At 69.0% G+C, this 24,601-nt stretch carries 17 protein-coding genes; 13 read left to right on the top strand and 4 right to left on the bottom strand.

Annotated elements, in window-relative coordinates:
• Positions 1-2 precede the first annotated feature (2 nt).
• From ACT54R_RS10665 to hemN, 5 genes are all read left to right on the top strand, one after another.
• On the top strand, positions 3-1,388 hold the full coding sequence (locus ACT54R_RS10665) for an MBOAT family O-acyltransferase (RefSeq protein ID WP_476326058.1): 1,386 nt from the start codon (positions 3-5) through the stop codon (positions 1,386-1,388).
• Positions 1,389-1,395: 7 nt separating this feature from the next.
• Positions 1,396-2,478, top strand: a complete 1,083-nt coding sequence (locus ACT54R_RS10660; RefSeq protein WP_476326056.1) for an alginate O-acetyltransferase AlgX-related protein — start codon at positions 1,396-1,398, stop codon at positions 2,476-2,478.
• Entirely contained in the window at positions 2,475-3,491 is a 1,017-nt protein-coding gene (locus tag ACT54R_RS10655) for an alginate O-acetyltransferase AlgX-related protein (protein ID WP_476326054.1), read from the top strand. Before ACT54R_RS10660 ends, ACT54R_RS10655 begins: the two co-directional genes overlap by 4 nt.
• Positions 3,492-3,679: 188 nt before the next feature.
• On the top strand, positions 3,680-7,201 hold the full coding sequence (locus ACT54R_RS10650; RefSeq protein ID WP_476326052.1) for an NfrA family protein: 3,522 nt from the start codon (positions 3,680-3,682) through the stop codon (positions 7,199-7,201).
• Positions 7,202-7,239: 38 nt separating this feature from the next.
• A complete protein-coding gene (gene hemN / locus ACT54R_RS10645; RefSeq protein ID WP_476326050.1) occupies positions 7,240-8,667 on the top strand; it encodes an oxygen-independent coproporphyrinogen III oxidase in 1,428 nt (475 codons plus the stop codon).
• Between the two features lie 157 nt (positions 8,668-8,824).
• Here hemN and ACT54R_RS10640 read toward each other — a convergent pair whose 3' ends face one another.
• Positions 8,825-9,580 carry a helix-turn-helix domain-containing protein gene (locus ACT54R_RS10640; RefSeq protein ID WP_168458595.1) on the bottom strand — a complete coding sequence of 252 codons (756 nt, stop codon included), beginning with the start codon at positions 9,578-9,580 and terminating at the stop codon, positions 8,825-8,827.
• A 183-nt stretch (positions 9,581-9,763) separates the two neighbouring features.
• Between ACT54R_RS10640 and ACT54R_RS10635 the strand changes: the two genes are divergently transcribed.
• From ACT54R_RS10635 to ACT54R_RS10615, 5 genes are all read left to right on the top strand, one after another.
• Positions 9,764-11,209 carry a sensor histidine kinase gene (locus tag ACT54R_RS10635; RefSeq protein WP_476326048.1) on the top strand — a complete coding sequence of 482 codons (1,446 nt, stop codon included), beginning with the start codon at positions 9,764-9,766 and terminating at the stop codon, positions 11,207-11,209.
• Positions 11,202-11,840 carry a response regulator FixJ gene (gene fixJ, locus ACT54R_RS10630; protein WP_168458593.1) on the top strand — a complete coding sequence of 213 codons (639 nt, stop codon included), beginning with the start codon at positions 11,202-11,204 and terminating at the stop codon, positions 11,838-11,840. Before ACT54R_RS10635 ends, fixJ begins: the two co-directional genes overlap by 8 nt.
• Positions 11,841-11,980: 140 nt before the next feature.
• Positions 11,981-12,370 (top strand): response regulator, encoded by a 390-nt coding sequence (locus ACT54R_RS10625; RefSeq protein WP_168458592.1) that lies wholly within the window; start codon positions 11,981-11,983, stop codon positions 12,368-12,370.
• Between the two features lie 94 nt (positions 12,371-12,464).
• Positions 12,465-15,173, top strand: a complete 2,709-nt coding sequence (locus tag ACT54R_RS10620; protein WP_476326045.1) for a bifunctional acetate--CoA ligase family protein/GNAT family N-acetyltransferase — start codon at positions 12,465-12,467, stop codon at positions 15,171-15,173.
• 202 nt (positions 15,174-15,375) lie between these two features.
• Positions 15,376-16,707, top strand: a complete 1,332-nt coding sequence (locus ACT54R_RS10615) for a putative bifunctional diguanylate cyclase/phosphodiesterase (protein WP_476326043.1) — start codon at positions 15,376-15,378, stop codon at positions 16,705-16,707.
• A 30-nt stretch (positions 16,708-16,737) separates the two neighbouring features.
• On the opposite strand, the gene lysA is transcribed toward ACT54R_RS10615, so the two are convergent.
• From lysA to argH, 3 genes are all read right to left on the bottom strand, one after another.
• Positions 16,738-18,003, bottom strand: a complete 1,266-nt coding sequence (lysA, locus tag ACT54R_RS10610; RefSeq protein ID WP_476326041.1) for a diaminopimelate decarboxylase — start codon at positions 18,001-18,003, stop codon at positions 16,738-16,740.
• 124 nt (positions 18,004-18,127) lie between these two features.
• Positions 18,128-18,442, bottom strand: a complete 315-nt coding sequence (gene lptM / locus ACT54R_RS10605) for an LPS translocon maturation chaperone LptM (RefSeq protein ID WP_476326039.1) — start codon at positions 18,440-18,442, stop codon at positions 18,128-18,130.
• A gap of 98 nt (positions 18,443-18,540) precedes the next feature.
• Positions 18,541-19,938 (bottom strand): argininosuccinate lyase, encoded by a 1,398-nt coding sequence (gene argH, locus ACT54R_RS10600; RefSeq protein WP_476326037.1) that lies wholly within the window; start codon positions 19,936-19,938, stop codon positions 18,541-18,543.
• A 16-nt stretch (positions 19,939-19,954) separates the two neighbouring features.
• On the opposite strand from argH, the gene tlpA reads away from it, so the two are divergent.
• The 3 genes from tlpA to ACT54R_RS10585 all read left to right on the top strand — a co-directional run bounded on the left by tlpA (position 19,955) and on the right by ACT54R_RS10585 (position 24,584).
• Positions 19,955-20,755 carry a thiol:disulfide interchange protein TlpA gene (gene tlpA / locus ACT54R_RS10595; RefSeq protein ID WP_476326035.1) on the top strand — a complete coding sequence of 267 codons (801 nt, stop codon included), beginning with the start codon at positions 19,955-19,957 and terminating at the stop codon, positions 20,753-20,755.
• A 321-nt stretch (positions 20,756-21,076) separates the two neighbouring features.
• Positions 21,077-22,234, top strand: a complete 1,158-nt coding sequence (gene wecB, locus ACT54R_RS10590) for a non-hydrolyzing UDP-N-acetylglucosamine 2-epimerase (protein ID WP_476326033.1) — start codon at positions 21,077-21,079, stop codon at positions 22,232-22,234.
• Position 22,235: 1 nt separating this feature from the next.
• A complete protein-coding gene (locus ACT54R_RS10585; RefSeq protein WP_476326031.1) occupies positions 22,236-24,584 on the top strand; it encodes a hypothetical protein in 2,349 nt (782 codons plus the stop codon).
• Positions 24,585-24,601 lie beyond the last annotated feature (17 nt).

Genomic DNA, 24,601 nt, shown 5'->3' with positions numbered 1-24,601 from the left:
CCATGGTCTTCGCTTCCGACAGCTTCCTTTTCCTGTTCCTGCCGGTCTTCCTTATCGTCTATGCGCTGACGCCCGGCATGGTGCGCAACATCGCCATCCTCGCTTTTTCCTGGCTCTTCTATGCGTGGTGGCGGGCGGACTTCCTGCCGCTCATCGTCTCCATCGCCATCTGGTCGTGGGCGACGGGCCTGTGGATCTCCCGCGCGGAAGGCCGGGCACGGGGCTGGGCGCTCTTCGTCGGCATCGTCTGGCCGCTCGCGTCCCTCATCTGGTTCAAATACGCCAACATGCTGGTGCATTCGACGGAGGTGCTCACCGCCTCGGTCTGGGGCTGGCCGGACGTGCTCCTGCCCATCGGGCTTTCCTTCTTCGTGTTCGGCGCCATCTCCTATTCCACCGACGTGTTCCGCGGGACGGTGAAGGCCGAGCCTTCGTTCGTGAACTATGCCACCTACCAGTCCATGTTCGGCCACCTCGTGGCGGGTCCGGTGGTGCGCTATGAGTGGGTCGCGCAGCGCCTCAAGGAGCGCACCTTCCACCGCGCAGAATTCATGTTCGGCGTCGAGCGCTTCATGCTCGGCTTCGCCCAGAAGGTGCTGATCGCCGACACGCTCGCGCCGATGGTGGATGCCGGCTACGCCATCGCCCATCCCACCACGGCGGACGCGCTGCTCGCTGTCACCGGCTACACGCTCCAGCTCTATTTCGACTTCTCCGGCTACAGCGCCATGGCCATCGGCCTCGGCCTCATGGTGGGCCTCAAGTTCCCGGAGAATTTCGACAACCCGTATCTCTCCACGTCGCTGGCGGAGTTCTGGCGGCGCTGGCACATCTCCCTGTCGAGCTGGCTGCGGGACTATCTCTACATTCCGCTGGGCGGAAATCGCGGCTCCACCGGCCGGGTCTCCGCCAACCTCCTCATCACCATGGGCCTCGGCGGCCTGTGGCATGGGGCGAGCTGGACCTTCCTCGTCTGGGGCCTGTGGCATGGCTTCGGGCTGATGGTGGGCCGGGTTTGGAAGAATCTCGGCCTGCCGGGAACCGGAGCGTTGGCCGGCCATATCCTCACGCTCGCCTTCGTCATGGTCGGCTGGGCGCTGTTCCGGGCGCAGAGCTGGAATGAGGCGGGGGTGATCTTCGCCGGCATCGCCGGTGCCAACGGCGTGGCGCTGAGCCCGGCCATGGGGGCAGCCATCCGGCCGGTGGAGATCGCCACGGTGGTGCTGGGCATCGGCCTCGTCTATCTGCCGAAGCTCATGCGTATCGACCCCTCCGCACCCAATCCCGGCCACTGGCTGCGGGCCTGGTCGGCGCTGCCCCTGTTCCTGTTCGCCGTGCTGGTGCTGCAGGGACGGATGGTCGTGCCCTTCCTCTATTTCCAGTTCTGAGGGGGCGATGCCGCATCTCGCCCGCGCCCTCGCAACCCTCGCTTTCCTCGCACTGATGCTGACTGGCCTCGGCTTCGTCGCCGCGCATCTGAAAGGCGAGGAGGCGCGCACCGCGCTCGCCGCGGCGGCGACCCCCGAGAATGCCCTGAACGGCCGCTTCACCGCCGTGCTCGACAAGCAGATCACCGCCGCCTTGCCCAAGCTGACGGGACTTGAGGATGTGCTCTCCGGCGTCGCCTACAAGGTCTTGGGCGATGCCGGAGACCTTGTGCGCGCCGGCTGCCCTGGCTGGCTGTTCTACCGCGAGGAGCTGATCGAGACGCCGCAGGCGCGGGCGAATTTCGAAACCCGGCTGAAGATCGCTGCGAAGATCCGCGATGCGTTCGCGGCGCGAAATCTCGCTTTGGTGGTGCTCCCCGTTCCGGACAAGGCGCTTCTGGCGGCGGAGCATCTGTGCGGCGCCTCCGTCTCCGGCGAGGCGCGCTGGCGGTCGGACGCGTGGTGGGCGCAGAGCCGGGCGCTCGGGCTCGACCAGGTGGAGATCGCGCCCGGCTTTCCCGGTGCCGACGGTTTCCTGCGTACGGACACCCACTGGAACGTCGCCGGCGCGAAGCTCGCCGCCGGCCGGGTGGCCGAAGCGGTGCGCCAGCGCATCGGGCCGGGCACACAGAAGATCACCCTTTCGGAAAGCCCGCCCAAGCCGCGCGTGGGCGACCTCATGCGCCTCGCCGGGCTTGAGCGCACCTATCGCTGGTCCGGCCCGCAGCCGGACGAGGAGCCCGAAGTGTCCGCCAGCATCTCCCGCACCGGCGGGCTGCTGGATGACGTTCCGGGTCCGCAGGTGATCCTTGCCGGCTCGTCCTTCTCGCGCAATTCCGGCTTCCTCGAGTTTCTTCAGGCGGCCTCCGGCACCGAAGTCGCGCAGAAGAGCCGCGACGGCTCCGGCTTTGCCGGCCAGCTTCTCGAACTTCTGATGGACGAGCCACAGATTCTGGCTGAAACCCGCCTCGTGGTGTGGGAATTCCCCATGCGGGCGCTCACCCGGCCGCTGACGGATGTCGAACGCCGCTTTCTGGGAGATGCGAAATGACGACGTTTGCCGGCGCTGGACGCGCATTCACCCGCCGCCGCTTGCTGGCGACGAGCATGCTGGCGGGCGGCCTGATGGCGGTGGGCATGCTCGGTGCGCCGCTGCCGGCTGCGGCGCAGAACAGCGGCATCATCGCCGGCAAGGACGGCTGGCTGTTCCCGGGCTGGGAGAGCATCACCGTGCTCAACCGCGCCGGCATCACCGCCAACGTCGCCCTGATGCAGGAGGCCAAGGCGGCGCTGGCGACACGCAACGTGACCCTGATGGTCATGGTCGTCCCCATGAAGGCGCCCTTCTACAAGGAGAAGCTGCCGGACGGGACGACGGTCTCCGCCGACGTCGCCGGGCAGTATGATTTCATCCTCGACCAGCTGAGGAAGGCCGGCATCGACACGGTGGACCTGCGCCCGGCACTGAAATCGGTGCAGACCGGCAAGCAGACCAGCTTCTACCGCGCCGACTACCATTGGACCGCCTGGGCTTCCGAGGCGGCGGCGGATGCGGTGGCGCAGGCCATCAAGGCCAAGGTCGGCAAGCTCGCCGGTAGCCCGCCCGGCGACAAGCTCGGCGAATGGGTCACGCAGCGCCATCTCGGTGATCTCGCCCAGCGCTTCCTCACGCCGGACCAGCAGAAGCAGATCGGGCCGGACCTCTATACTGTCCGCACGCCAGCGCCGGCCAAGACATCGCTGGTGGATTCCGCGCCCGCGCCGGTCCACATCATCGGCAACAGCTTCGTGCAGCCCTATCTCGGCTTTCCGCAGAAGCTGTCCAATGCGCTCGACCGGCCGGTGTCGCTGACCTGGAACCCGGGCAATGTCGGCCCGTGGGCCACATTTCTCCAATACGTGACCTCGCCGGATTTCGCGAAGAGCCCGCCGCAGGTGCTGCTCTGGCAGTTCAACGAGGGGCCGTTCCACAGCGGGCCGCAGGCGACCGACCAGTGGGACGTGCCCTCGATCATGCCGCCCCAGACCTGGCGCGACCGCATGCTGGCGGCCGTGCGCCGGTAGGGTTTCGGTTAACATCTCCTGCCGAAGTATTAACGGCGCGCGAGGGAAACACCCCTTGCGCGCCGTTTCCGTTTACGATTTCGCAAGAAACGGGTCACCAAAGTAAATGATCCGTTTACGGCATCCGATTATTGCACCTCGTTGTTAAGGTTAACTGGGGTTTAAGTAATCGCTGCCAAGGTGGCCCCATGACCACCGCGATTCACTTCCGTCCTTCCTCCGCGCCGACCCTCGACCGGGATCGGAAGAGGCTCCTGCACGGCATCGCTATGGGCCTTGTGCTGGCGACGTCGATCGCAGCCCTGACGCTTTCAGCCGGACCGGCGGGGGCGCAATCGCCCCAGCCATCTCCGGCACCGCAGGCGACACCGGCGCCGCAGCCGCCGGAACTGACCGGGGCGGCTTGGGTGGCGGCGGATCGCGCCTATGCGGCCCAGCGTGAGAAAAGATATGCGGATGTCGTGACCTATGCCCGCGAGGCGCTGAAGCTGCGTCCCGACGTGCCGCGGCTGTGGCTTCTGCTGATGGACGCGCTGGACGCCCAGGGCAGGACCGCCGAGGCCGTGGTGGTGGGCAATGAGGCCATCGCCGCCGGCATCACGGATCAGGCGCTGACCGCCCGCGTGCGGTCCCAGAGCCGGGTTCTGGCGCAGGAGCCCTCGGTCGCCGCCAACAAGGCGCTGGAAGCAGCCAACCCGAAGGCCGCCATCGAGCAGGCCCGCAAGGCCATCGCGCTGGTGCCCGACGACCTCAGCTATCGCGTTCTGCTGATCTACACCCTGCTCGCCGACGGACAGCTGGAGGCGGCCGACAAGGCGGCGAGCGAGGCGATCCAGGTGGATCCCCAGTCCTTCCTGCCGCGGACCCTGCGCGGCTACGTCCGGCTGCGCCTCGGCAAGGTGGCGGAGGCGGAACAGGATTTCGACACGGCGCTGAAGGATGAGGTGCTGTCGGGCCCCACCGCCCACGACGTGCGCCTGGTGATGGCGGACGCCGCCATCGCCGCGAACCACCCCCAGCGGGCGATCAAGCTTCTCGAAACGGTCGAGCCGGATGCCGCGGTGCAGGCGCGGCTGCGCGTCGCCCGTGCGCAGGAGCGCAATCCCAAGTCCGTTCCGGCCAATGCGGCCCAGACCCTGCCGGTCCCCTTCCAGAAGTGCACGGATACGCCCTACGGCCCGTCCTGCAGCCTCATCCCCGCCACCACGCCGCCGGGCGGCGGCGTCAGCGATACCCCCGGCTACGACGCCGCGCTCGAAGCCTTCAGCGCCTACCGCGAGGGCCAGGACAATCTGTCCGAGACCCGTATCCGCGAGGCGCTGAAGGAAAATCCGGGCAATGCCCAGTGGCGTCGGCTGCTGATCGATTCCCTCGATCGCTCGAAGAAGTACAAGGAGCTGGATGTCGCCATCCGCGATGCCATCAGCCAGGGCGACAACGACCCGTCCCTGATCGCCCTGCGCGCGGCCAACGACAAGCGTCTCGCCGAGCCGATGGCCGTGCAGGCCATCAAGGATATCGGTCGCGGCAAGGCCGCCGCCGCCGTCACCTCGGCCCGGCAGGCGGTGGAGCGGGCGCCGGACGCGCTCATCTTCCGCATCGTCCTCATCGACGCCCTGATGGCGGCCAGCCAGTTCAAGGACGCCGAAACGGCAGCCTCGGGCGCCGTGGCGGACAATCCGAACGAGCCGCTGCCCCACATCCTGCGGGCGTGGCTGCTGCAGAAGACCGGTCAGCGCGACGAGGCGGCGCGCGAGTTCGACACCGTGCTCAACAGCAACCTGCTGACCGACCTCGAGGAGCTGAACTACCGGCTCATCGCCGCCAATGCGGCCATGGCGGCGGGCAAGCCCGAGGACGCGCTCAAGGCGCTGGAGCCGCTTGACGCGGGCAAGAACAAGGAGGTCGGCGTCCTGCGCAAGCAGGCGGAGGCGCAGGTCAAGGCGCCCAACGCCGCGAAGCCCTCCCTCCAGCAGCCCGCCGTGCTGTGCCAGCCCACCAGCTACGGCGTCATCTGCTCGGTGTTCGCCAATCCGCAGATGCAGGCACCGGGCGTTGCCGGCCTCAATCCCGGCTCCCCCGGTTATGCCGCCGCCAGCGCCGCCTATGCCGCGTTCGCCCGCAAGGACTATGTGACCGCCATCGCCGAGGCGCGTCGCGCGGTGGATGCGGAGCCGGGCAACCGCAATTATCAGACCCTGCTGCTCAACGCCTTGTCGTCGGCCGGCCGCTACGCCGAGGCCGAGGCGGTGGCGAGCCGGCTGCTCGCGGCGAGCCCGCGCGATGCCACGCTGCTGGTGCAGCGGGCCAATCTGCGCATGCAGGCCAAGGACTTCTCCGGCGCCGTCGCCGACTACAAGGCGGCACTCGGCTCGTCCAACCTGCCGCCGGCCCAGACGCGCATCGTGCGCCTTGGCCTCGCCGATGCGGCGCTCTCCGCCAAGCAGCCGGAACTCGCCATCTGGGCGCTCCAGCCCTATGCCAACGAGGACAGCTACGAGGTGCAGGCGCGGCTCGGCTTCGCCTCCCTCGCGCTCGACGACAAGGAAGGCGCGCTTGCCGCCTTCAACCGGGCCGCGGCCCGCGCGCGCAACCAGCAGGAGCGCATGGCGATGCTCTCCGCCCGGCTCGGCGTGCTCTCGCAACTCGGCCGCAAGGACGAGGCACGGGAACTGTTCCAGGCTGCCTACAACAGCGGCGCCCTGCGGAGCATGAAGCCGGTGGATCTCGCGGTGCTGGCGAGCCAGGCAGGCGAGGACGAACTCGCCTACGAATACTTCTCCGAGGCGAACAGCCGCTGGCGGCTGCGTGGCACCAACCTCATCAATGCCGCGTACAATGCGCGCCGCACCTATCACAACGCCGAGGCCGTGGATTACTTCAAGTCGGCCATCGACGAGGCGCGGGACGGCAAGCTCCAGCTCGACCCGCAATATCTCTTCGGCCTCCGGCGCGAGGTGGCCGAGCTGACCCGCACCTGGGGCGCCTATGCCTCGGTGAGCTACGGACCGGTGGGCGTGGCGCCGGGCTCCTACCTCGTCCCGCAGACATCCAACGGCGCCAACCACACGGTGGGTGCCGGCGGCGAAATCTACTGGCGCCCGCCGGGGATCGGCTACCGCGACGGCTCGATCTTCGAGCTGTTCGTGCGGGGCTTCGGCACGGTCTATGCGGACAACGGCGGGGCTACCGGCTTCGACACCATCCAGGGCTCCGTCGGCGCGCGCTGGAAGCCGTTCAAGACCGAGAACCTGGTGTTTGAAATCTCGTATCTCTTCCCGGTCGGCCAGTTCTCCCGCAACGATCTCCTGCTGCGCGCCGCCTATTCCAAGGCCGAAGGCACCGATCTTCGGGTCGACGTGGACAACTGGCGGGCGTGGCAGATCTACGCCGACTACAATTACTTCGTGAGCCTGCCGGAGACGGTGGCCACCTTCGAAGGGCGCTACGGCCAGGCCTTCCGGATGGACGCCATCTCCGACCATCTGGTGCTGTGGCCCTACCTCGCCATCGGCGGCGGCTATGACACCGCCTATGCGACGCCGTTCGCCATGGGCATCGGGCCGGGCATCACCGCCCGCTACTGGTTCAACGAGGACGAATACACCGCGCCGCGCTCCTACCTCGACTTCACGCTCCAGTATCGCTGGAAGCTTGCGGGCGACGACCGGGCTCAGGGCATCTTCGCCGGCGCCTTCCTCTCCTACTGAGCCGGGGAGAGGCAACAAGCGCGTGAGGGAACAAGGGCTTGCGCCACATCAAGGCGCAGGCCGGCCGCGGGCGGCATCGTCGCGGCATGATCTGCCCCGATACCAATACCCTCCTCGCCCGCTACGGGCAGCCGGTGCCGCGCTACACCAGCTACCCCACCGCGCCGCATTTCTCCCCGGAGGTCGATGCCGCGACCTACGCCCGCTGGCTCCAGGAGCTGCGGCCCAACGGCACGGTCTCCGTCTATATCCATGTGCCGTTCTGTGCCGAGTTGTGCCTCTATTGCGGCTGCCAGACCGCGGTGGCGCGCAGCCGCACGCCGGTGAAGGCCTATGCCGACCGGCTCGTGGACGAGATCGGCCTCGTCGCCCGCCATCTTCCGGGGCGGATGAAGCTCAGCCACCTGCATTTCGGCGGCGGCACGCCCACCATGCTCGCGGACGAGGACTTCGCCGCGCTCATGCTGGCACTGCGCGATGTCTTCGCCTTCGCCGAAGATGCCGAGATCGCCATCGAGATCGACCCCCGGGTGATTGACGCGGACAAGGTGGCGGTGCTCGCCCGCGAGGGCTTCAACCGCGCCAGCCTCGGCGTGCAGGATTTCGACCCGACGGTGCAGGAGGCCATCGGCCGCCACCAGTCGCTGGAGGAGACGCAGCAGGTCGCCGACGCGCTCCGCGCCGCGGGCATAGGCGCGCTGAACCTCGACCTTATGTATGGGCTGCCGCATCAGGATCAGGCGTCCGTGCGCCGCACGGTGGAGGCGGCGCTGGCGCTCGATCCCGACCGCATCGCCGTGTTCGGCTATGCCCATGTGCCGTGGATGAAGAAGCATCAGGCGCTGATCCCCGAGGCGGCCCTGCCTGGTCCTGCCGAACGTCTTGCGCAGGCGGAGATGGTCGCCGGAATCCTGGCGGAGCATGGCTATCAGGCGGTGGGGCTCGACCATTTCGCCAAGGTGGACGATCCGATGGCGCGGCGCGCCGTCGAGGGCTCGCTCAAGCGCAATTTCCAGGGCTACACCACGGACGACGCGCCGGTTCTGATCGGCTTCGGCGCCTCGGCCATCGGGGCGCTGCCCCAGGGCTATGTGCAGAATCTTCCCGCCACGCCCCAGTGGCACAAGGCGGTGGAGGCCGGGGCATTGCCCATCGCTCGGGGGATCGCCGTGAGCGACGAGGACCGGCTGCGGCGCCATGTCATCGAGCGCCTCATGTGCGACCTCGCGGTCGATCTCGACGCCGCGTGCCGGAGCTTCGGCTTCCCGCCGGAAACGTTCGCGGACGAGTTCGAGGCGCTGGAGCCCCTGATCGCCGACGGGCTGGCGGTGCGGCGCGGCGCGGTCGTCGAAGTGCCGGAGGCGGCGCGGCCCTTCACCCGAGTGGTCTGCGCCGTGTTCGATGCCCGCCTCGTGGCCAGCCGGGCGGCGGCGCCGGAAAAGAAGCGGCACGCGGCGGCCGTTTAGGCTGGACAGCCCCGGACGCAGGACCGGGGCTCAGCCCGACGAACCAAATCCATCATCTCAAGCCCACAAAGAAAAGGCCCGCTGAGGCCGGGAGGCCGGAGCGGGCCAAGGGGGAACGCTGCTAATCGGAGAGAGCGCAGCGTGCCGGGGGAAGAACTCAGGAATTCAGGCGCTTCAGCGTCGCACCGTCCCGCAGCACCACGCGGCGCGAGGACGGCAGGGCGATGGCGGAAATCTCTTCGAGATGGGTGAGGGTGCGCGACACGGTCTCGATGGTGAGGCCGAGGAAGTCGGCGATGTCCTGCCGCGACATGGGCAGCGTCACCTCGATCCCGTTCGGACCCTGGCCCGCGCCGGCGCGCTCGGCCATGTCGAGGAGGAAGGTGGCGACCCGCTCCTGGGCGGTCTTGCGACCGAGGACGAGCAGGTGATTCTGGGCGCGGCCAAGCTCGGCCGCGGTCAGCGCCCACAGGGCATGGGCGAGTTCCGCGTCGTCGGAGGCGCGGGAGAACAGGATCGAGCGCTTCACCCGCACGATCTTGCATTCGCTTACCGCCTCGGCGGAGAAGCGATGGCGGCCGGTCATCTCCCAGCCGAACACGTCGCCGGGCAGGCAGAAGGTCTCGATCTGGCGCCGGCCATCGCCGAGCAGCTTGCAGATGCGCACCGCACCGGACAGAACGATGTAGAGGTTTTCGGCCGGCTGATCCTCGCCGAAGATTTCGGCGTTGCGGGCATAGCTCGCAACCACTCCGAGGCGCGCGACCACTTCGGTGGGGGTTCGCGTGTCAGCCTCCTCGGTCCAGCGATGGGCGGGCCGTGCGGAAGCCATGGGTTCAGCGTAGGACTTGCTGCTGTAGGCCCGGGGCTGGGCATAGGTCTTGTGGGCGATCGCTGCTGCGGGGCTCGGCATCGGTTGACCCTTCCATCGGAGTTGAGAAAGGGATAACCGGCGGAACGCACGGGAAAAATTCGGATCGAACACTTAAGTCGGTCCCCTTAGGTACTATTACGTAGGGGCGGGACGTCGCATAGATTGGCGGTCGGCATGGCTTTGGCGGTGGAGGACGGGGCAGTGGCGCGCGGGAGAGGGCAGATGCTTGGCGATGCCGTGCGCGGCGCGGCCGCGGCGCTCGTCGCCCTGCTGCTGTGCCGGGTTGCCGGGCTCCAGCCGCTCGGCGGCGACGCACTGCTGCTGCAGCTGGCGGTCATCATCCTGGTGTCGGGGCGAGGCCTCGTGGCGGGCGGCGCGGCGGTCGCCGTTTCCTTTGCCGGCAGTGTCGCGCTACGCGGCCTCACCGGTCTCGATGCCCGGCTCGATCTGGCGGCGCCGGCGCTGTTCCTTGCCGTGGGGCTCGGCATCGCGGTGCTCGGCGAGCGCCTGCGCCGCACCCGGCTGGATGCGGCGGCGCGCGATCGCGACCTGCTCGCCCGCGAGGCGCACCTCTCCTCCATCCTCGATACCGTGCCGGACGCCATGGTGGTGATCGACGAGCGCGGCATCATGCGCTCCTTCTCCACCGCGGCGGAGCGCCTGTTCGGCTACACCGCCGCCGAGGCGGTGGGGCAGAATGTCTCGGTGCTCATGCCGTCCCCCCACCGCGAGGGACACGACGGCTACATCGCGCGGTATCTTGCCACAGGCGAGCGCCGGATCATCGGTATCGGGCGCGTGGTGGTGGGCGAGCGCAAGGATGGCACGACCTTTCCCATGGAGCTGGCGGTGGGCGAGATGCGCTCCGCTTCGGAGCGGTTCTTCACCGGCTTCATCCGCGACCTGACCGAACGGCAGCAGACCGAGGCGCGCCTTCAGGAGCTGCAGGCCGAGCTGGTCCATATTTCGCGCCTCACCGCCATGGGCGAGATGGCCTCCACGCTGGCCCATGAACTCAACCAGCCGTTGTCGGCCATTGCGAACTACATCAAGGGCTCGCGCCGCCTTCTGGACGGCGGGACCGTGCGGGTGGAACTGCTCCAGGGGGCGCTGGAGAAGGCCGGCGAGCAGGCCCTGCGCGCGGGCCAGATCATCCGCCGCCTCCGGGATTTCGTCTCCCGCGGCGAGAGCGAGCGGCGGGTGGAGAGCCTCGCCAAGCTGGTGGAGGAGGCGAGCGCCCTGGCCCTGGTCGGGGCGAAGGAGCATGGTATTCAGGTGCGCTTCCTCTACGACCCCAAGTGCGATCTCGTGCTGGCGGACAAGGTGCAGGTCCAGCAGGTGCTGCTGAACTTGATGCGCAACGCCCTGGAGGCAATGATGGAGACACCGCGTCGCCAGCTTCTGGTCAGGACGGAGGCGGTAGAGGACGACATGGTGATGGTCAGCGTCTCGGATACCGGGCACGGCATCTCCGCGGAGGTGGGCGCGCAGCTGTTCACGCCGTTCGTCACCACCAAGCGGCACGGCATGGGCGTGGGGCTTTCCATTTCCCGCACCATCATCGAGGCGCACGGGGGCCGCATCTGGGCCGAGCCCAATCCCGGCGGCGGCGCCGTATTCCGATTCACCCTCCGCGCCGTGGGCGATGCGGAGGCGGTGCATGACTGAGCAGGAGACAGCGGTGATCCACGTCATCGACGACGACGATGCGGTACGCGAATCCCTCGCCTTTCTGCTCTCGACCGCCGGCCACGTGGTGCACGAGCACGCATCCGCGCGCCTGTTCGTGGAGGCGGGACTGCCCGCCGCCGACCCGGCCGCGAGCTGCATCATCACCGACGTGCGGATGCCCGGCATGACCGGCATCGACCTGCTCCAGCACCTGAAGGACAAGGGCTCCAGCGTCCCGGTCATCGTCATGACCGGCCATGGCGACGTGCCGCTGGCGGTGGAGGCCATGAAGCTCGGCGCCGCGGACTTCCTCGAGAAGCCGTTCGACGACGTGGCGATCCTCGACACCGTGAAGTCGGCGCTCGACCGCCGCCAGAAGACCAGCCAGCACGATGCCATGCGCGAGCAGGTGGTGGACCGCATCGGCGGCCTGTCGCAGCGCGAGCGGCAGGTGCTCGAATGTCTGGTGGCCGGACAGGCCAACAAGACCATCGCCTACGAGCTGGGCATCAGCCCGCGCACGGTGGAGGTCTACCGAGCCAACGTGATGACGAAGATGAAGGCGCAGAGCCTGTCGGAACTGGTGCGCATGGCGCTGCTCGCCGGCATCGCGCCGCGACCGGCGTGACCGAGGTACCGTTCTGTTCTTTCATCCCGTTCGGCCCGTGAGGGCTTGATCTAACGCAAGGCCCCCGACCCCCCTCCCAAAGTAGGTTGGGATAGACCGACCACGCAGACCCGCGAGCGGGTCGTGGGAGAAATGATGGGATGATGGCGTCGGAAGAGCCGCCCGCGTTCGTCGTCCATATCGTCGACGATGACCCGGCGGTCTGCAATTCACTGAAATTCGCCCTGGAAGTGGACGGCTTCAACGTGCAGACCTATGCGCGCTCGGAGGATGTGCTTGCGGCCGACATCTCCTGCGGTGGTTGCATGATTGTGGACTACAATCTCCCGGGACTCAATGGTCTCGATCTGCTGCGGGAGCTTGACCGGCGCCACGTGCATCTCCCGGCCTTCCTCATCACCAGCAATCCCGCCCTGCACGTGCGTCGGCGCGCCACCGACCAGGGTGTCGCGATCATCGAGAAGCCGCTCCTCGGCAACCAGCTGGCCGAGGCGGTGCGCGACAGCTTCGCGCGCTCGCGGCCCTGCTGACGATTTCGCCTTTCCCACTTGCCCCGTTTTCCCTAGCGTTAACGACGGACCGCCGGGCCGAGACTGAGGCCGGGCCCGAAGCATCGAGGCCGCCATGACCACGCGCAATCTCGACGCCCTCTTTCATCCCCGTGCCATTGCCCTTGTGGGCGCCAGCAACCGTACCGGCACCGTCGGCGCGCTGGCTGCGCGCAACTTGTTCGAGGCGGGATTCGAGGGGCCCATCCTCTCCGTCAACCCGAAGGAGCGGGCCATCCGCTCCTCGCTCAACTACGCCTCGGTGGCGGACCTGCCGATCCCGGTAGACCTCGCCGTGGTCGCCGCACCGCCGGACCAGGTGCCGGGCGTGATCTCTCAGCTGGGTGAGAAGGGCTGCCGCGCGGCGGTGGTGCTGCCCGCCGGCTATGGGCCGGGCGAGCAGTTCGACGGGGCGGAGCAACGCCAGGCGCTGCTGGACGCGGCCCGTCCCCACCTCCTGCGCATCATTGGGCCGAACGGCCTGGGCTTCATCTCCACCCGCGCCCACATCAACGCCAGCATCGCTCACCTGATGCCGGCCAAGGGTGATGTGGCCTTCGTCAGCCAGTCCGACACCATGACCGCGGCCGTGCTGGACTGGGCCCACGCCCGCGGCTTCGGCTTTTCCCACGTGGCGGCGCTGGGCGAGAAGGCCGACGTGGATTTCGGCGACCTGCTGGACTATCTCGCCCTCGACAACACCACCCGCGCCATCCTGCTCTATGTCGAGAGCATCGCCGACGCCCGCAAGTTCATGTCGGCGGGTCGCATCGCGGCGCGTGCCAAGCCTGTCATCGTCATCAAGGCGGGCCGCAGCGTGGCCGGGGCGCAGGCCGCCCTGTCCCACACGGGCGTGCTCGCCGGCAGCGACCTCGTGTTCGATGCCGCCCTGCGGCGCGCCGGCATGCTGCGCGTCCACGAGATGCGTGAGCTGTTCGAGGCGGTGACAACGCTCTCCGCCGGCATCCGCCTTGCCGGCGAGAGGCTCGCCATCCTCACCAATGGCGGGGGTGCCGGTGTGGTGGCGGTGGACGCGCTGGAAGGCAGCGCCGGCCGGCTCGGCACTCTCCTGCCGGAAACGGTGGAAGCCCTGGACAAGGCGCTGCCCCGCACCTGGTCGCGCTCCAATCCGGTGGACATCCAGGCGGATGCGGACGGCGCGCGCTATGGCGCCGCCCTGAAGGCGCTGCTCGCCGACAAGGGCTCGGACGCCGTGCTGGTGCTGCACGCCCCTAACGCCCTGTCGGACAGCAGCGCCGCCGCGGAAGGGGTGATGGCGGTTCTGGAAGCCCGCCCGCGCGCGCCGGTGCTCACCTGCTGGCTGGGCGAGAGCGCGGCCGCCAACGCCCGCCGCCGCTTCGCCGCCCGCCGCATCCCCACCTATGACACGCCCGACGAGGCGGTGCGCGCCTTCGGCCATCTGGTGGCCTACCAGCGCAACCAGACCCTCCTGATGGAGACCCCGCCGGCGCGCTCATTCGACGAGCCCGATCGCCCCGCCGCCCGACGGCTGGTGGAGGGGGTTCTCGCGGCCGGCCGCTCCGCCTTGACCGAGGTGGAGGCGAAGGCGGTGCTGGCCGCCTATGACATCCCGGTGGTGGATACCCGCATCGCATCGAGCCCCGAGGAGGCCGGGCGCCTCGCGGGGGAGATCGGCTTTCCTGTGGTGGTGAAGGTGCTGTCCCACGACCTCACCCACAAGTCCGACGTGGGCGGCGTGCGGCTCGACCTGCGCACGTGCGCCGCCGTCGAGGATGCCTGCCGGGCCATCATCGCCTCGGTGGCGGAGAAGCGCCCCGGGGCGCGCATCGAGGGCTTCACGGTGCAGGCGATGATCCGCCGGCCCAATGCCCAGGAACTGATCGCCGGCATCGGTTACGACAGCACGTTCGGCCCGGTAGTGCTGTTCGGGCAGGGCGGCACGGCGGTGGAGGTCATCGGCGACCGGGCCGTGGCGCTGCCGCCGCTCAATGGCGTGCTGGCCCGCGAGATGATCGAGCGGACCCGCGTGGCGAAACTGCTCGCCGGCTATCGCGACCATCCGCCCGCCGACATGAATGCGGTGGCCGGCACGCTGGTGAAGGTGGCGGAACTGCTGGCCGACCTGCCGCAGATCGCCGAGCTGGACATCAACCCCCTGCTCGCCGACGAGCACGGCGTGCTCGCCCTCGACGCCCGCATCGTGGTGCATCCGACGCGGGTGGAAGGCACCCACCGCTTCGCCATCAAGCCGTATCCCTCGGACATGTCCAAGAAGCTGGACCTGACCGACGGTTCGACGGTGGCGCTGCGCCCGATCCGCCCGGAGGACGAGCCCGGCCTCGTGGACGTGGTGCATCGTTCCGACCCGCAGGACGTGCGCATGCGCTTCCTCGGCTCGGTGAAGGACTTTCCGCACCTGATGGCGGCGCGCCTGTCGCAGATCGACTATGACCGCGAGATGGCCTTCGTGGCGCAGGAGGACAATGGCGACATCTGCGGCGTGGTCCGCATCATCGCCGATCCCGACAACGACGCGGCCGAATACGCCATCATGGTTCGGTCCGATTTCAAGGGCAAAGGCCTCGGCTTCCAGCTGATGAGCGAGATTCTCGCCCATGCCAGGAAGAGGGGGCTGCGGCAGGTGTTCGGAGACGTAATGCGCGAGAACGGCCCCATGCTGCGCCTCGCCGAGGACCTCGGCTTCAAGGCGACGCCGGGCAGCGAGGATCCCTCGGTGATGCGCGTGGTGCTCAACCTTGACGTGTCGTCGCCCGTTGGTGTCCAAATACCAGAGGAAGCTTGACGGCTGTGAACCTTGCGGCGATATCCCTATTGCCACCGCTCCGGGCAAGGCCCACGATGAAGACGGTTTCCGAACTCGGACAACCGGTGACGACGAGCGCCGGAGGGGTTCGGGGGAGGAAAAGATGCGCCGGAGGCCGCCCGGCCACCTTCGTGGTGGCAGGGACCGGGAACGCCGTTGCAATGATCGGCAAGAGTGAATCGTGAGCGATGCCAATGCAGTAGCGCGAGGCCCCTGGCAATCGGAGTATCTTGCGCTGCATGATCCGGTAACCAGTCTGCCGAACCGCCTTCTCATGATGGAGTTCCTCGCCGGCGCGCTCAGCTCGCCGCAGGAGGGCCGGCGCACGCTCGCCGTGTTGGCGCTCGACATCGATAATTTCCGTCAGCTGAACGAGATGTACGGTCTGGCCTCGGGCGATCTGATCCTCGCCGAGACCGCGCGTCGGCTGCGCCGCTGCGTGCGCGACAACGACCTCGTGGCCCGTGTCGGCGCCGACGAGTTCATCCTGATCGCCACGGGCCTTGCGGATTCGAAGGCGGTAGATGGCCTCCACCGTCGGTTGCAGGCGGCGCTGAGCGTTCCGGTGGCGCTGCCCTCCGGCGCGGTGGCCTATCCGCAGGCCGACATGGGCATCGCGCTCGCGCCGCTCGACGCTCACGAGCCCGACAGCCTGATCCACTGCGCCGAACTCGCCCTCAACCGCGCGAAGCAGGAAGGGCCGGGTGCCTGCTGCTATTTCGCCGCCGACATGAACGACGAGATGGCCGGGCGCCGGACGCTGGAAGGCGATCTGCGGCGTGCCATCGTGTCCGATGAGTTCGTGCTGTTGTTCCAACCGCGCTGCGACGCGCGCACGCTGGAACTGCTCGGCGTGGAGGCTCTGATCCGCTGGGACCATCCCCAGCTCGGGCGCCTCGCCCCCGACGAGTTCGTGCCCATCGCCGAGAAGAGCGGTCTTGTGATCCCGCTCGGCGAATGGGTGCTGCGCAAGGCCTGCGATACAATCTCCCGCCTGCCCGAGCTGAATGTCTCGGTGAACGTCTCCGTGGTCCAGTTCCGCAATGGGGAACTGGTGGGCACGGTGGAATCCGCGCTCAAGGCCACCCGGCTGCCGGCTCACCGGCTGGAGCTGGAGATCACCGAGAGCGTGCTGATCGAGAATACCGACAAGGCGCTCGACATCCTCGAAGGGCTGAAGAAGCTCGGTGTCCGCCTGTCCATGGACGATTTCGGCACCGGCTATTCCTCCCTCGGCTATCTGCGCACCTTCCCGTTCGACGCGCTCAAGATCGACCGCCGCTTCGTCGGCGACCTCGACCAGAGCAAGGGGGCGCTCGCCATCGTGCAGGCCATCCTCGGCCTCGGACGCGCGCTGGGGATGCAGGTGGTGGCGGAAGGGGTGGAGACGGAGAGCCAGCTCGCCGTCCTGAAGGCCGATTCCTGCGACGAGGTGCAGGGCTTCTATCTCGGCCGCCCCATGACCGAAGAGGCGCTCCGCGCCTATATCGCCGAGCGCCGGCTGGCGAGCTGAAGCGCTCGCGCTACGCCGTGTTTCGGGCGTTCAGAGCCAGGGCGCCGGACGATCAAGCGCGATCAGCGCCGCGGGCTCGACCCGCGGACGCACTACCGCCGCCTCCGGTCCGCGCACCAGCACTTCGGGGATGAGGGCGCGGGTGTTGTAGGTGCCGGACTGCACGGCGCCATAGGCGCCCGCCGTCATCACCGCCAGCAGGTCGCCGGGCTTCACCTCCGGCAGCGGCCGGTCGAGGGCAAGGAAATCGCCGGTCTCGCAGACCGGGCCGACCACGTCGGCCACCGCCATGGCGGCGTTCGCGGCCGGCTCGGCCACCGGCACGATGTCGTGGTGGGCCTCGTAGAGGGTGGGGCGGATGAGATCGTTCATGGCGGCGTCCACCACCACGAAGGTCTTGCCCTCGCCCTTCTTCACATAGACCACGCGGGTGACGAGGATGCCGGCATTGGCCACCAGCATCCGTCCCATCTCGAACACCAGCGGCAGCTTGATGTCGCCGAGCGCCCGGCCCACCACCTCGGCATAGGCGGCGGGAGAGGGCGGCACCGGGTCGGAGGCGGCGTAGGGCACGCCGAGTCCGCCGCCGAGGTCCATGTGGTGCAGCTTGTGGCCGGCGGCCATGAGGTCACGCGCCAGCTCGGCGAGCAGCGTTACCGCATTCTCGAACGGCGCCATGTCGGTGATCTGGCTGCCGATATGCATGTCCACGCCTGATATGGCGAGGCCGGGCAGGCGGGCGGCGTAATCGTACACGTCCCGGGCGCGGGAAATGGGGATGCCGAACTTGGTGGCCGACTTGCCGGTGGAGATCTTCTTGTGGGTCTTTGCGTCCACGTCCGGATTGACGCGGATGGAGACCGGGGCCGTCACGCCCTTCGCGCGCGCGACCTCGGACAGGGCGTCGAGTTCAGGCTCGCTCTCGACATTGAAGCAGAGGATGCCGGCGTCGAGCGCCTCGCCCATTTCCTCCCGCGTCTTGCCGACGCCGGAGAAGACGATGCGCTCGCCGGGCACGCCGGCGGCCCGGGCACGCATCAGCTCGCCGGCGGAAACAATGTCCGCCCCCGCGCCAAGGCGGGCGAGGGTCGAGATGACCGACTGGTTGGAATTGGCCTTCAGGGCGTAGCACAAAAGCACGTCGCGGCCGGCGAACGCCTCCATGAACACGCGGTAGTGCCGCTCGAGCGTGGCCGTGGAATAGCAATAGAAGGGCGTGCCCACCTCGGTGGCGAGGGGGGTGAGGTCCACGTCCTCGGCATGGAGGCGGCCGTTGCGATAGTCGAAATGGTGCATCGGGGCGGCTTGTCGAAGGCTCGTTCTGCGCGCCGGCCGGGGCGGCGCCGTCAGGCGGGCGCCGGGGAGCGAGGGAGGGGTTGCTGTGCGGAAGGCCGTTGGGCGCGGCCTTCCGGCCTGCGGATCAGAGCAGGCCGTCGATGAGGAGCGGCTGGTCGGGGCGGTCGATGCCCTTCAGCAGCTTGTCCGAACTGCTGGTGGAGGCCGGCGCCTTCTTCTTTTCCCAGGAGGCGTGCGGCACGGCGCTCTCGTTGAACTCCGCCGCCGTCTTGGGCGGGGTATAGGGAACGGCGCCGTCCGCGGCGGCCGTCGCCGTGGCGGGCTTGGGCGGCGGGGGCGCCGCGTGGGCGCCCGGCGGGGGCTCCAACGGACCCTTCACCCCGCACGCCGCGAGGGCGAGGGTGCCGCAAAGGGCCATCAGGGTCGCAAGGGTTCGCATCTTCGTCCGTGCCATTGGCATCAAGGTCGGCGCCACTATAGCCCGCGCTGCGGCAAAGGCGAGCCCCCGGGGTGGCCGGGGGCTGTGGCCCGCCGGCATCAGGCCGCGTCCGGGGCGGCGCCGAGACGCTTCAGCCAGCGCCGCGCCTGGGCGCGCACGCGCTGCGGCGCGGTGCCGCCGTAGCTGGTGCGGCTGCGCACCGAGCGCACCACGGACAGCACGGAGAAGACGTCGCCGGTGATGCGCTTGTCCACCACCTGCATGTCCTCGAGCGGCACCTTGTGCAGCGCAATGCCGCGGTCGGAGGCCAGCGCCACGATGCGCCCGGTGATGTGGTGCGCCTCGCGGAACGGAATGTTCAGCGCCCGGACAAGCCAGTCGGCGAGGTCGGTGGCGGTGGAATACCCTTGGCCGGCGGCAGAGGCCATGCGCTTCTCGTCGGGCACGAGGTCCCGGACCATGCCGGCGCTGGCGGCGATGACGAGCGAGAGGGCCGAGAAGGCGTCGAACGCGCCTTCCTTGTCCTCCTGCATGTCCTTTGCATAGGCCAGAGGCAGGCCCTTCATGACCACGAGGATGCCGGTGAGCGCGCCGATGATGCGCCCGGCCTTGGCACGCACCAGCTCGGCGGCGTCGGGATTGCGCTTCTGCGGCATGATGGACGAGCCGGTGGTGAAGGCATCCGACAGCTTCACCAGCGCGAAGGACGGTGAGGTCCAGATCACCACCTCCTCGGCGAAGCGCGAGAGGTGGACTGCGCAGATGGAGGCGGCCGAGAGCGTCTCCATCACGAAATCGCGGTCGGAGACGGCATCGAGCGAGTTGGCGGTGGGCCGGTCGAAGCCGAGCGCCGCCGCCGTCGCCTCGCGGTCGATGGGGAAGGAGGTGCCGGCGAGTGCCGCCGAGCCCAGCGGGCATTCGTTGAGCCGCGCCCGCGCGTCCGCGAAGCGGCTGCGGTCGCGCGCCACCATTTCCACATAGGCCATCAGATGGTGGCCGAAGGTCACCGGCTGGGCGGTCTGCAGATGGGTGAAGCCGGGCATGACCGTGGCGGCATGAGCCAGTGCCTTCTCCGCCAGCGCGCGCTGGAGATCGGCGAGCTGGGCGTCGAGGGCGTCCACCGTGTCGCGCACGTAGAGGCGGAAGTCGGTGGCCACCTGGTCGTTGCGCGAGCGGGCGGTGTGCAGGCGCCCGGCCGGGGCGCCGATCAGCTCGGCGAGGCGCGATTCCACGTTCATGTGGATGTCCTCCAGCTCGCGCCGGAAGGAGAACTTGCCCGCCTCGATCTCTGACAGGATCGTGTCTAGACCCTTGGTGATCTTCTGGGCATCTTTCGCCGCCACGATGCCCTGGGCGGCCAGCATGGCCGCATGCGCCTTTGAACCGGCGATATCCTGCGCATAAAGACGCTGGTCGAAGCCGATGGAGGCGTTGATCTCCTCCATGATGGCGTCGGGGGCAGTGCTGAAGCGCCCGCCCCACATCTTGTTGCTCATGACGGACCCTCCGGTGATGACCAATGCCGACGACAGCCGCGCGACAGACTCTCAGGACACGGCAACCGGCCCCAGGCCGGGCGCGCCGGTGGTGAGGCGCTCTTCCGCGGTGAGGACGATCGGCGTGGTCGCGCTGGCGACGCTGGCGGGCGCCGTGGCCGGCGCGCTCGCCCTATACGGGATGAACCGCCTTCCCGGCAATGCGCTGCAGGGCCAGAGCGTGGCCAACGTGCCCGCCGCCGCCCCTTCGGTCGCCGCCGCCGATCCCGCCTGCACCGGAACCGTGGAGCGGGTGCGGGCCTTCGCGCCCCTCGCCAAGGGCGAGCTTGCCGCCCTCGCGCTGGCGAGCGAGCCGCGCCGCCTGCCGCCCCTCACCTTCACCGACGCCGCGGGCAAGCCGGTGACGCTGGCCGATTTCAAGGGCCGTGTGGTGCTTCTCAACCTCTGGGCCACCTGGTGCGTGCCCTGCCGCAAGGAGATGCCGGCCCTCGACCATCTGGAGAAGCGGCTCGGCGGGCCGGATTTCGCCGTGGTGGCGGTGAATCTCGATACCCGCGATCCGGACAAGCCGCGCGCCTTCCTTTCGGAAATCGGCGTGAACAGCCTCGCCTTCTATGCCGATCCGGCGACCAAGACCTTCCAGGCCCTGCGCGGCGTGGGGCGCGGCTTCGGCCTGCCCACCACCCTCCTTGTCGATCGGGACGGCTGCGAGATGGCGTATCTGGCAGGCCCGGCCGAATGGGGCGGTGCCGATGCGGAAGCGCTGGTGAAGGCCGCCATCGGCGCCGGCCGGGCGGATGCCGGAACCGCCCGCTGAGCTGAGGCTTGGGGGCAGGGAACCTGACCCAGCGGCGGTAGCCGCTTCCCAAAGTGCAAAAATATCGCCCCGCTTAAAGCTCTTGCAACCTTCGGGCGGCAGACTGCTCTGCAACCAGGGGGACGGGGAATCGGGGCGCAGCCGGGGCGGCGGCGAAGCGCTGCCGTTTACCTTTCTTTCACTCCTTTTTCATTTGCGCGAAATGAGCTGGTATATCTTGCTCTTGACAGCACGCTTGCGCGCGTTCATTCGAAATCGAATCACCGGTGGCGACCATTGAAAATACTATCGATTTTCGGAACGCGCCCTGAGGCGATCAAGATGGCGCCGGTGGTGCGGGCGCTGGGCCGGGAGCCGACCATCCAGTCGCTCGTCTGCGTCACGGGTCAGCACCGGGAGATGCTGGACCAGGTTCTCCGCCTCTTCGACCTCACGCCCGACTTCGATCTGGGCCTGATGTCCCACAATCAGGGATTGAACCGCCTTGCCGGCGGCGCCCTCGCCGCCCTCGACAGCGTGCTGGAGGACGTGAAGCCCGACCGCGTGCTGGTCCATGGCGACACCACCACCGCCATGGCAGCAGCGCTCGCCGCCTTCCATCGCCGCATTCCGGTAGGGCATGTGGAAGCGGGCCTGCGCACCTATCATCTCGGCCAGCCCTTCCCGGAGGAAATGAACCGCCGCATCGCCGATCTGTGCTGCGATCTCCTGTTCGCGCCCACCCCCGGCTCGCGCGACAATCTTCTGTCGGAGCAGCTCGAAGGGCAGGTCTTCGTCACCGGCAACACCGTGATCGACGCGCTCCAGGCCGTGCAGCGTCGCCTCGACGCCGATCCGGACCTGCGTGCGACCATCGACGCCGAACTCCCGCAGCTCGATCCGCGCCTGCCCATCCTTCTGGTCACCGGCCACCGGCGCGAGAATTTCGGCGACGGATTCCGCAATATCTGCGAGGCGCTGGACGAGATCGCCGACCGCGGCGACGTGGAGATCGTCTATCCGGTCCACCTCAATCCCAACGTCAAGGGACCGGTGACGGCGGCGCTCGCCGGCCGGCCCAACGTGCATCTCGTGCCGCCGCTCGACTATCTGCCGTTCCAGCGGCTGATGCAGCGCTCGCACATCGTGCTCACGGATTCCGGCGGCGTGCAGGAAGAGGCGCCTGCGCTGGGCAAGCCCGTCCTCGTCATGCGCGAGGTGACGGAGCGGCCGGAGGCGGTCCACGCCGGAACGGTCCAGCTCGTGGGCACGGGCCGCACAGCCATCGTCAACGCGGTGTCCCGCCTTCTCGACGACCCGGCGGCCTATGCGGCCTACGCCGGACGCATCAACCCCTACGGCGACGGGCAGGCCTGCCGCCGGATCGTGGACTGCATCTGCGGGCGGCCGGTGCAGGAATTCTCCCCCCTCCAATCCCCGCCTGCCGCGTCCGCTCCTCGGCGTCCCGCCGGCCTCGACGCCCTGCTCGTGAGAGACTGACATGCGACACGTTTCCACCTCCATCGCCCGTGGCGGGGCCGCCCGTGGCCTTCGCGCCCGGCGCTTCTCGACCCTGGCCGCTGCGCTCGTCCTGCCGGTGAGCCTGCTTTCGGCCTGGCCGGCTGCCGCGCAGTCGCGCAGCCCGGCACCGCCGCTGGTTGCGCAGGTCCCTGTCGCGCAGGCCCCCGTCGCGCCGCAGCCGGTCTACGTGGCGCCGGCCTATGTGCCGCCGGTGGACCCGATCCTCTCGGCCATCCAGGAGCGGGCGGCGGACACCCGCGTCACGCGGTCCTTCACCCTCGGCGACCTCGGCATCGAGGGCCCGGTGGTGCTGCAGGGCATGGATGCGCGGCGCGACATCTACCTGCCGGTGCCGGCCGGCGTGCCGCTGGAGAATGCCAGCATCGCCGTCGAAGGCGAGTATCTGCGCGGCGACGGCGGGCGCACCACGATGGTGTTCTCGGTGGACGGCACGCCCGTGTTTTCGCGGCGCCTGGAAGGCGACAACGGCGGCGCCAGCGCCACGATCGCCGTGGACGAGCGCCCCCGCGATACGGGCTTCGTGCGTTTCGGCACCGCCTGGTCGTCGGTGATCGGCGAGGCGCTCTGCGCCGATGAGCGCGGCATCGGGAACGTGCTGAAGCTGCGCCCGAGCACCCGCTTCACCTACAGCTATGACGCCGGACAGGTGCGCAATCTCGCCACCGCCTGGAGCGGCATGCCCGGCTCGGGCTCGCTGCTGGTGGCCGGTGGCACCCTCTCCAGGGACACGTACGACACCGCCTGGCGGCTCGGCCTCGCCCTCGAGACCGCGGGCAAGCGCCTCGTGGTGAAGACGCTGCCGTCCATCGGCGACGAGGTGGACCTCTCCAATCTGGACGTGCCGGCCTCGCTGCGCGCCGTCGCGCCCTTCTCCAGCTTCGTCGGCGTCAAGAGCTACCGCATCCGCGATGCCTCCGAACTCGGCGCGCTGCTGGTCCTGCCCGGCTCGCCGCTCGGTGCCGACGTGGCGGTGGCGGACGTCGCCCTGCTGTCCGGCATCCGCGGCGCGCTCGACGCCCTCGGTGCCCGCCTCGGCACTGCCTCTGCCGCCTTCACCGAATGGCGCGCCCGGGCGGCGAGCCTCGGGTCGGCCAGCATCGCTCCCGACGAGGTGAGCCTGCAATTCCTCGCCGGGCGTCCGGTGATCGCGGTCGGCGGCGCTGCCGGCGGCAAGGCCACGCAGCTGTTCGACAGCTTCTGGCGCTCCTCGCTGACCTCCGGCACGGTGATGATCCGCGCCGTGGACGTGGGACCGGAGAAGCCCTCCTCCGTGCCGCTGTCCAGCCTCGGCCCGACCGACGGCAATCTCGACGTGCTCGCCCGCGGCGACTGGGTGGTGACGTTCGACCTCGCCGCCGCCACGGGCGGCAGGAGCCTGCCGAGCCGGCTGAACCTCGATGTTGCCGCCGCTCCCGGCGCCTCGACCTCCGAGCCCGTGGTCGCGGTATTCCTCAACGACGTGCTGTTGGCCGCCAAGCGCCTCGACGCCACCGGCCATCCCGAGCGCGTCTCGGCCGCCGTCCCGCCCTATGCACTGGCGGCCCGCAACGTCTTGCGCGTGACCTTCCAGCGCCAGCCGGTGAGCGACCGCTGCCGCGAGACGCCCCAGGCCTTTCCGGTCTCGGTCCTGCCCACTAGCCATTTCGAGCTGGGTGGCGCGGCGCCGGGCGGCGACTTCCTGGGCGTGATCTCGGCCATGGCCTCGGGCGGCAAGCTGCTCGTGCCGGACAGCTACCTCGCCACCACCAAGGCGAGCCTGCCGCGCGTGGTGCGCGCTGCCGCCGCCGCCGGCATGCCGGCCGGGACCAGCACCTTCGAGGTCTCCTCCGTGGGCACGCCGTTCCGCGCCACCGGCGGCTTCCTTGCCATCGACGTGCCGGTGCAGGGCGTGACGGCGAAGGCCAAGGTGGATGGCGACCGCCTCATCGTCGGCAATGACGAAAAGGCGCGCCTGCTCGACATCACCGGCCTCAAGAACGTGGCCCTGGTGCAGGCGGTGCGCGGCGACGATGCGCGCGGCATCCTGTGGCAGAGCATCGGGCCGGTGGCCATGACGCCGGCCAAGCCCGTGCGCCTGTCGAAGGGCGACGTGGCCCTGGTGGGTGTCGAGGGCACCCTGACCGAGCTTGCCGCCTCCGGAGCGGCACCGGGCACGGTGCGTGTCGCCGACACCGACGGTGCCGCCGGCACCCTGCAGCGGTTGTGGCAGAATTCGTCGGACTGGGGCCTGCCGCTCGGCATCGGCGCCGCCGCCCTGTTCTTCCTGCTGCTGATCCGCGCGTCGCAAGTGCGTCGCCGCGGCAACTGACCGGATCGGGACCGCCG

Source organism: Xanthobacter sp. DMC47 (assembly GCF_056313845.1).
The sequence above is the reverse complement of the archived record's forward strand: the minus strand, read 5'-3'. Positions and strand labels throughout refer to the sequence as shown.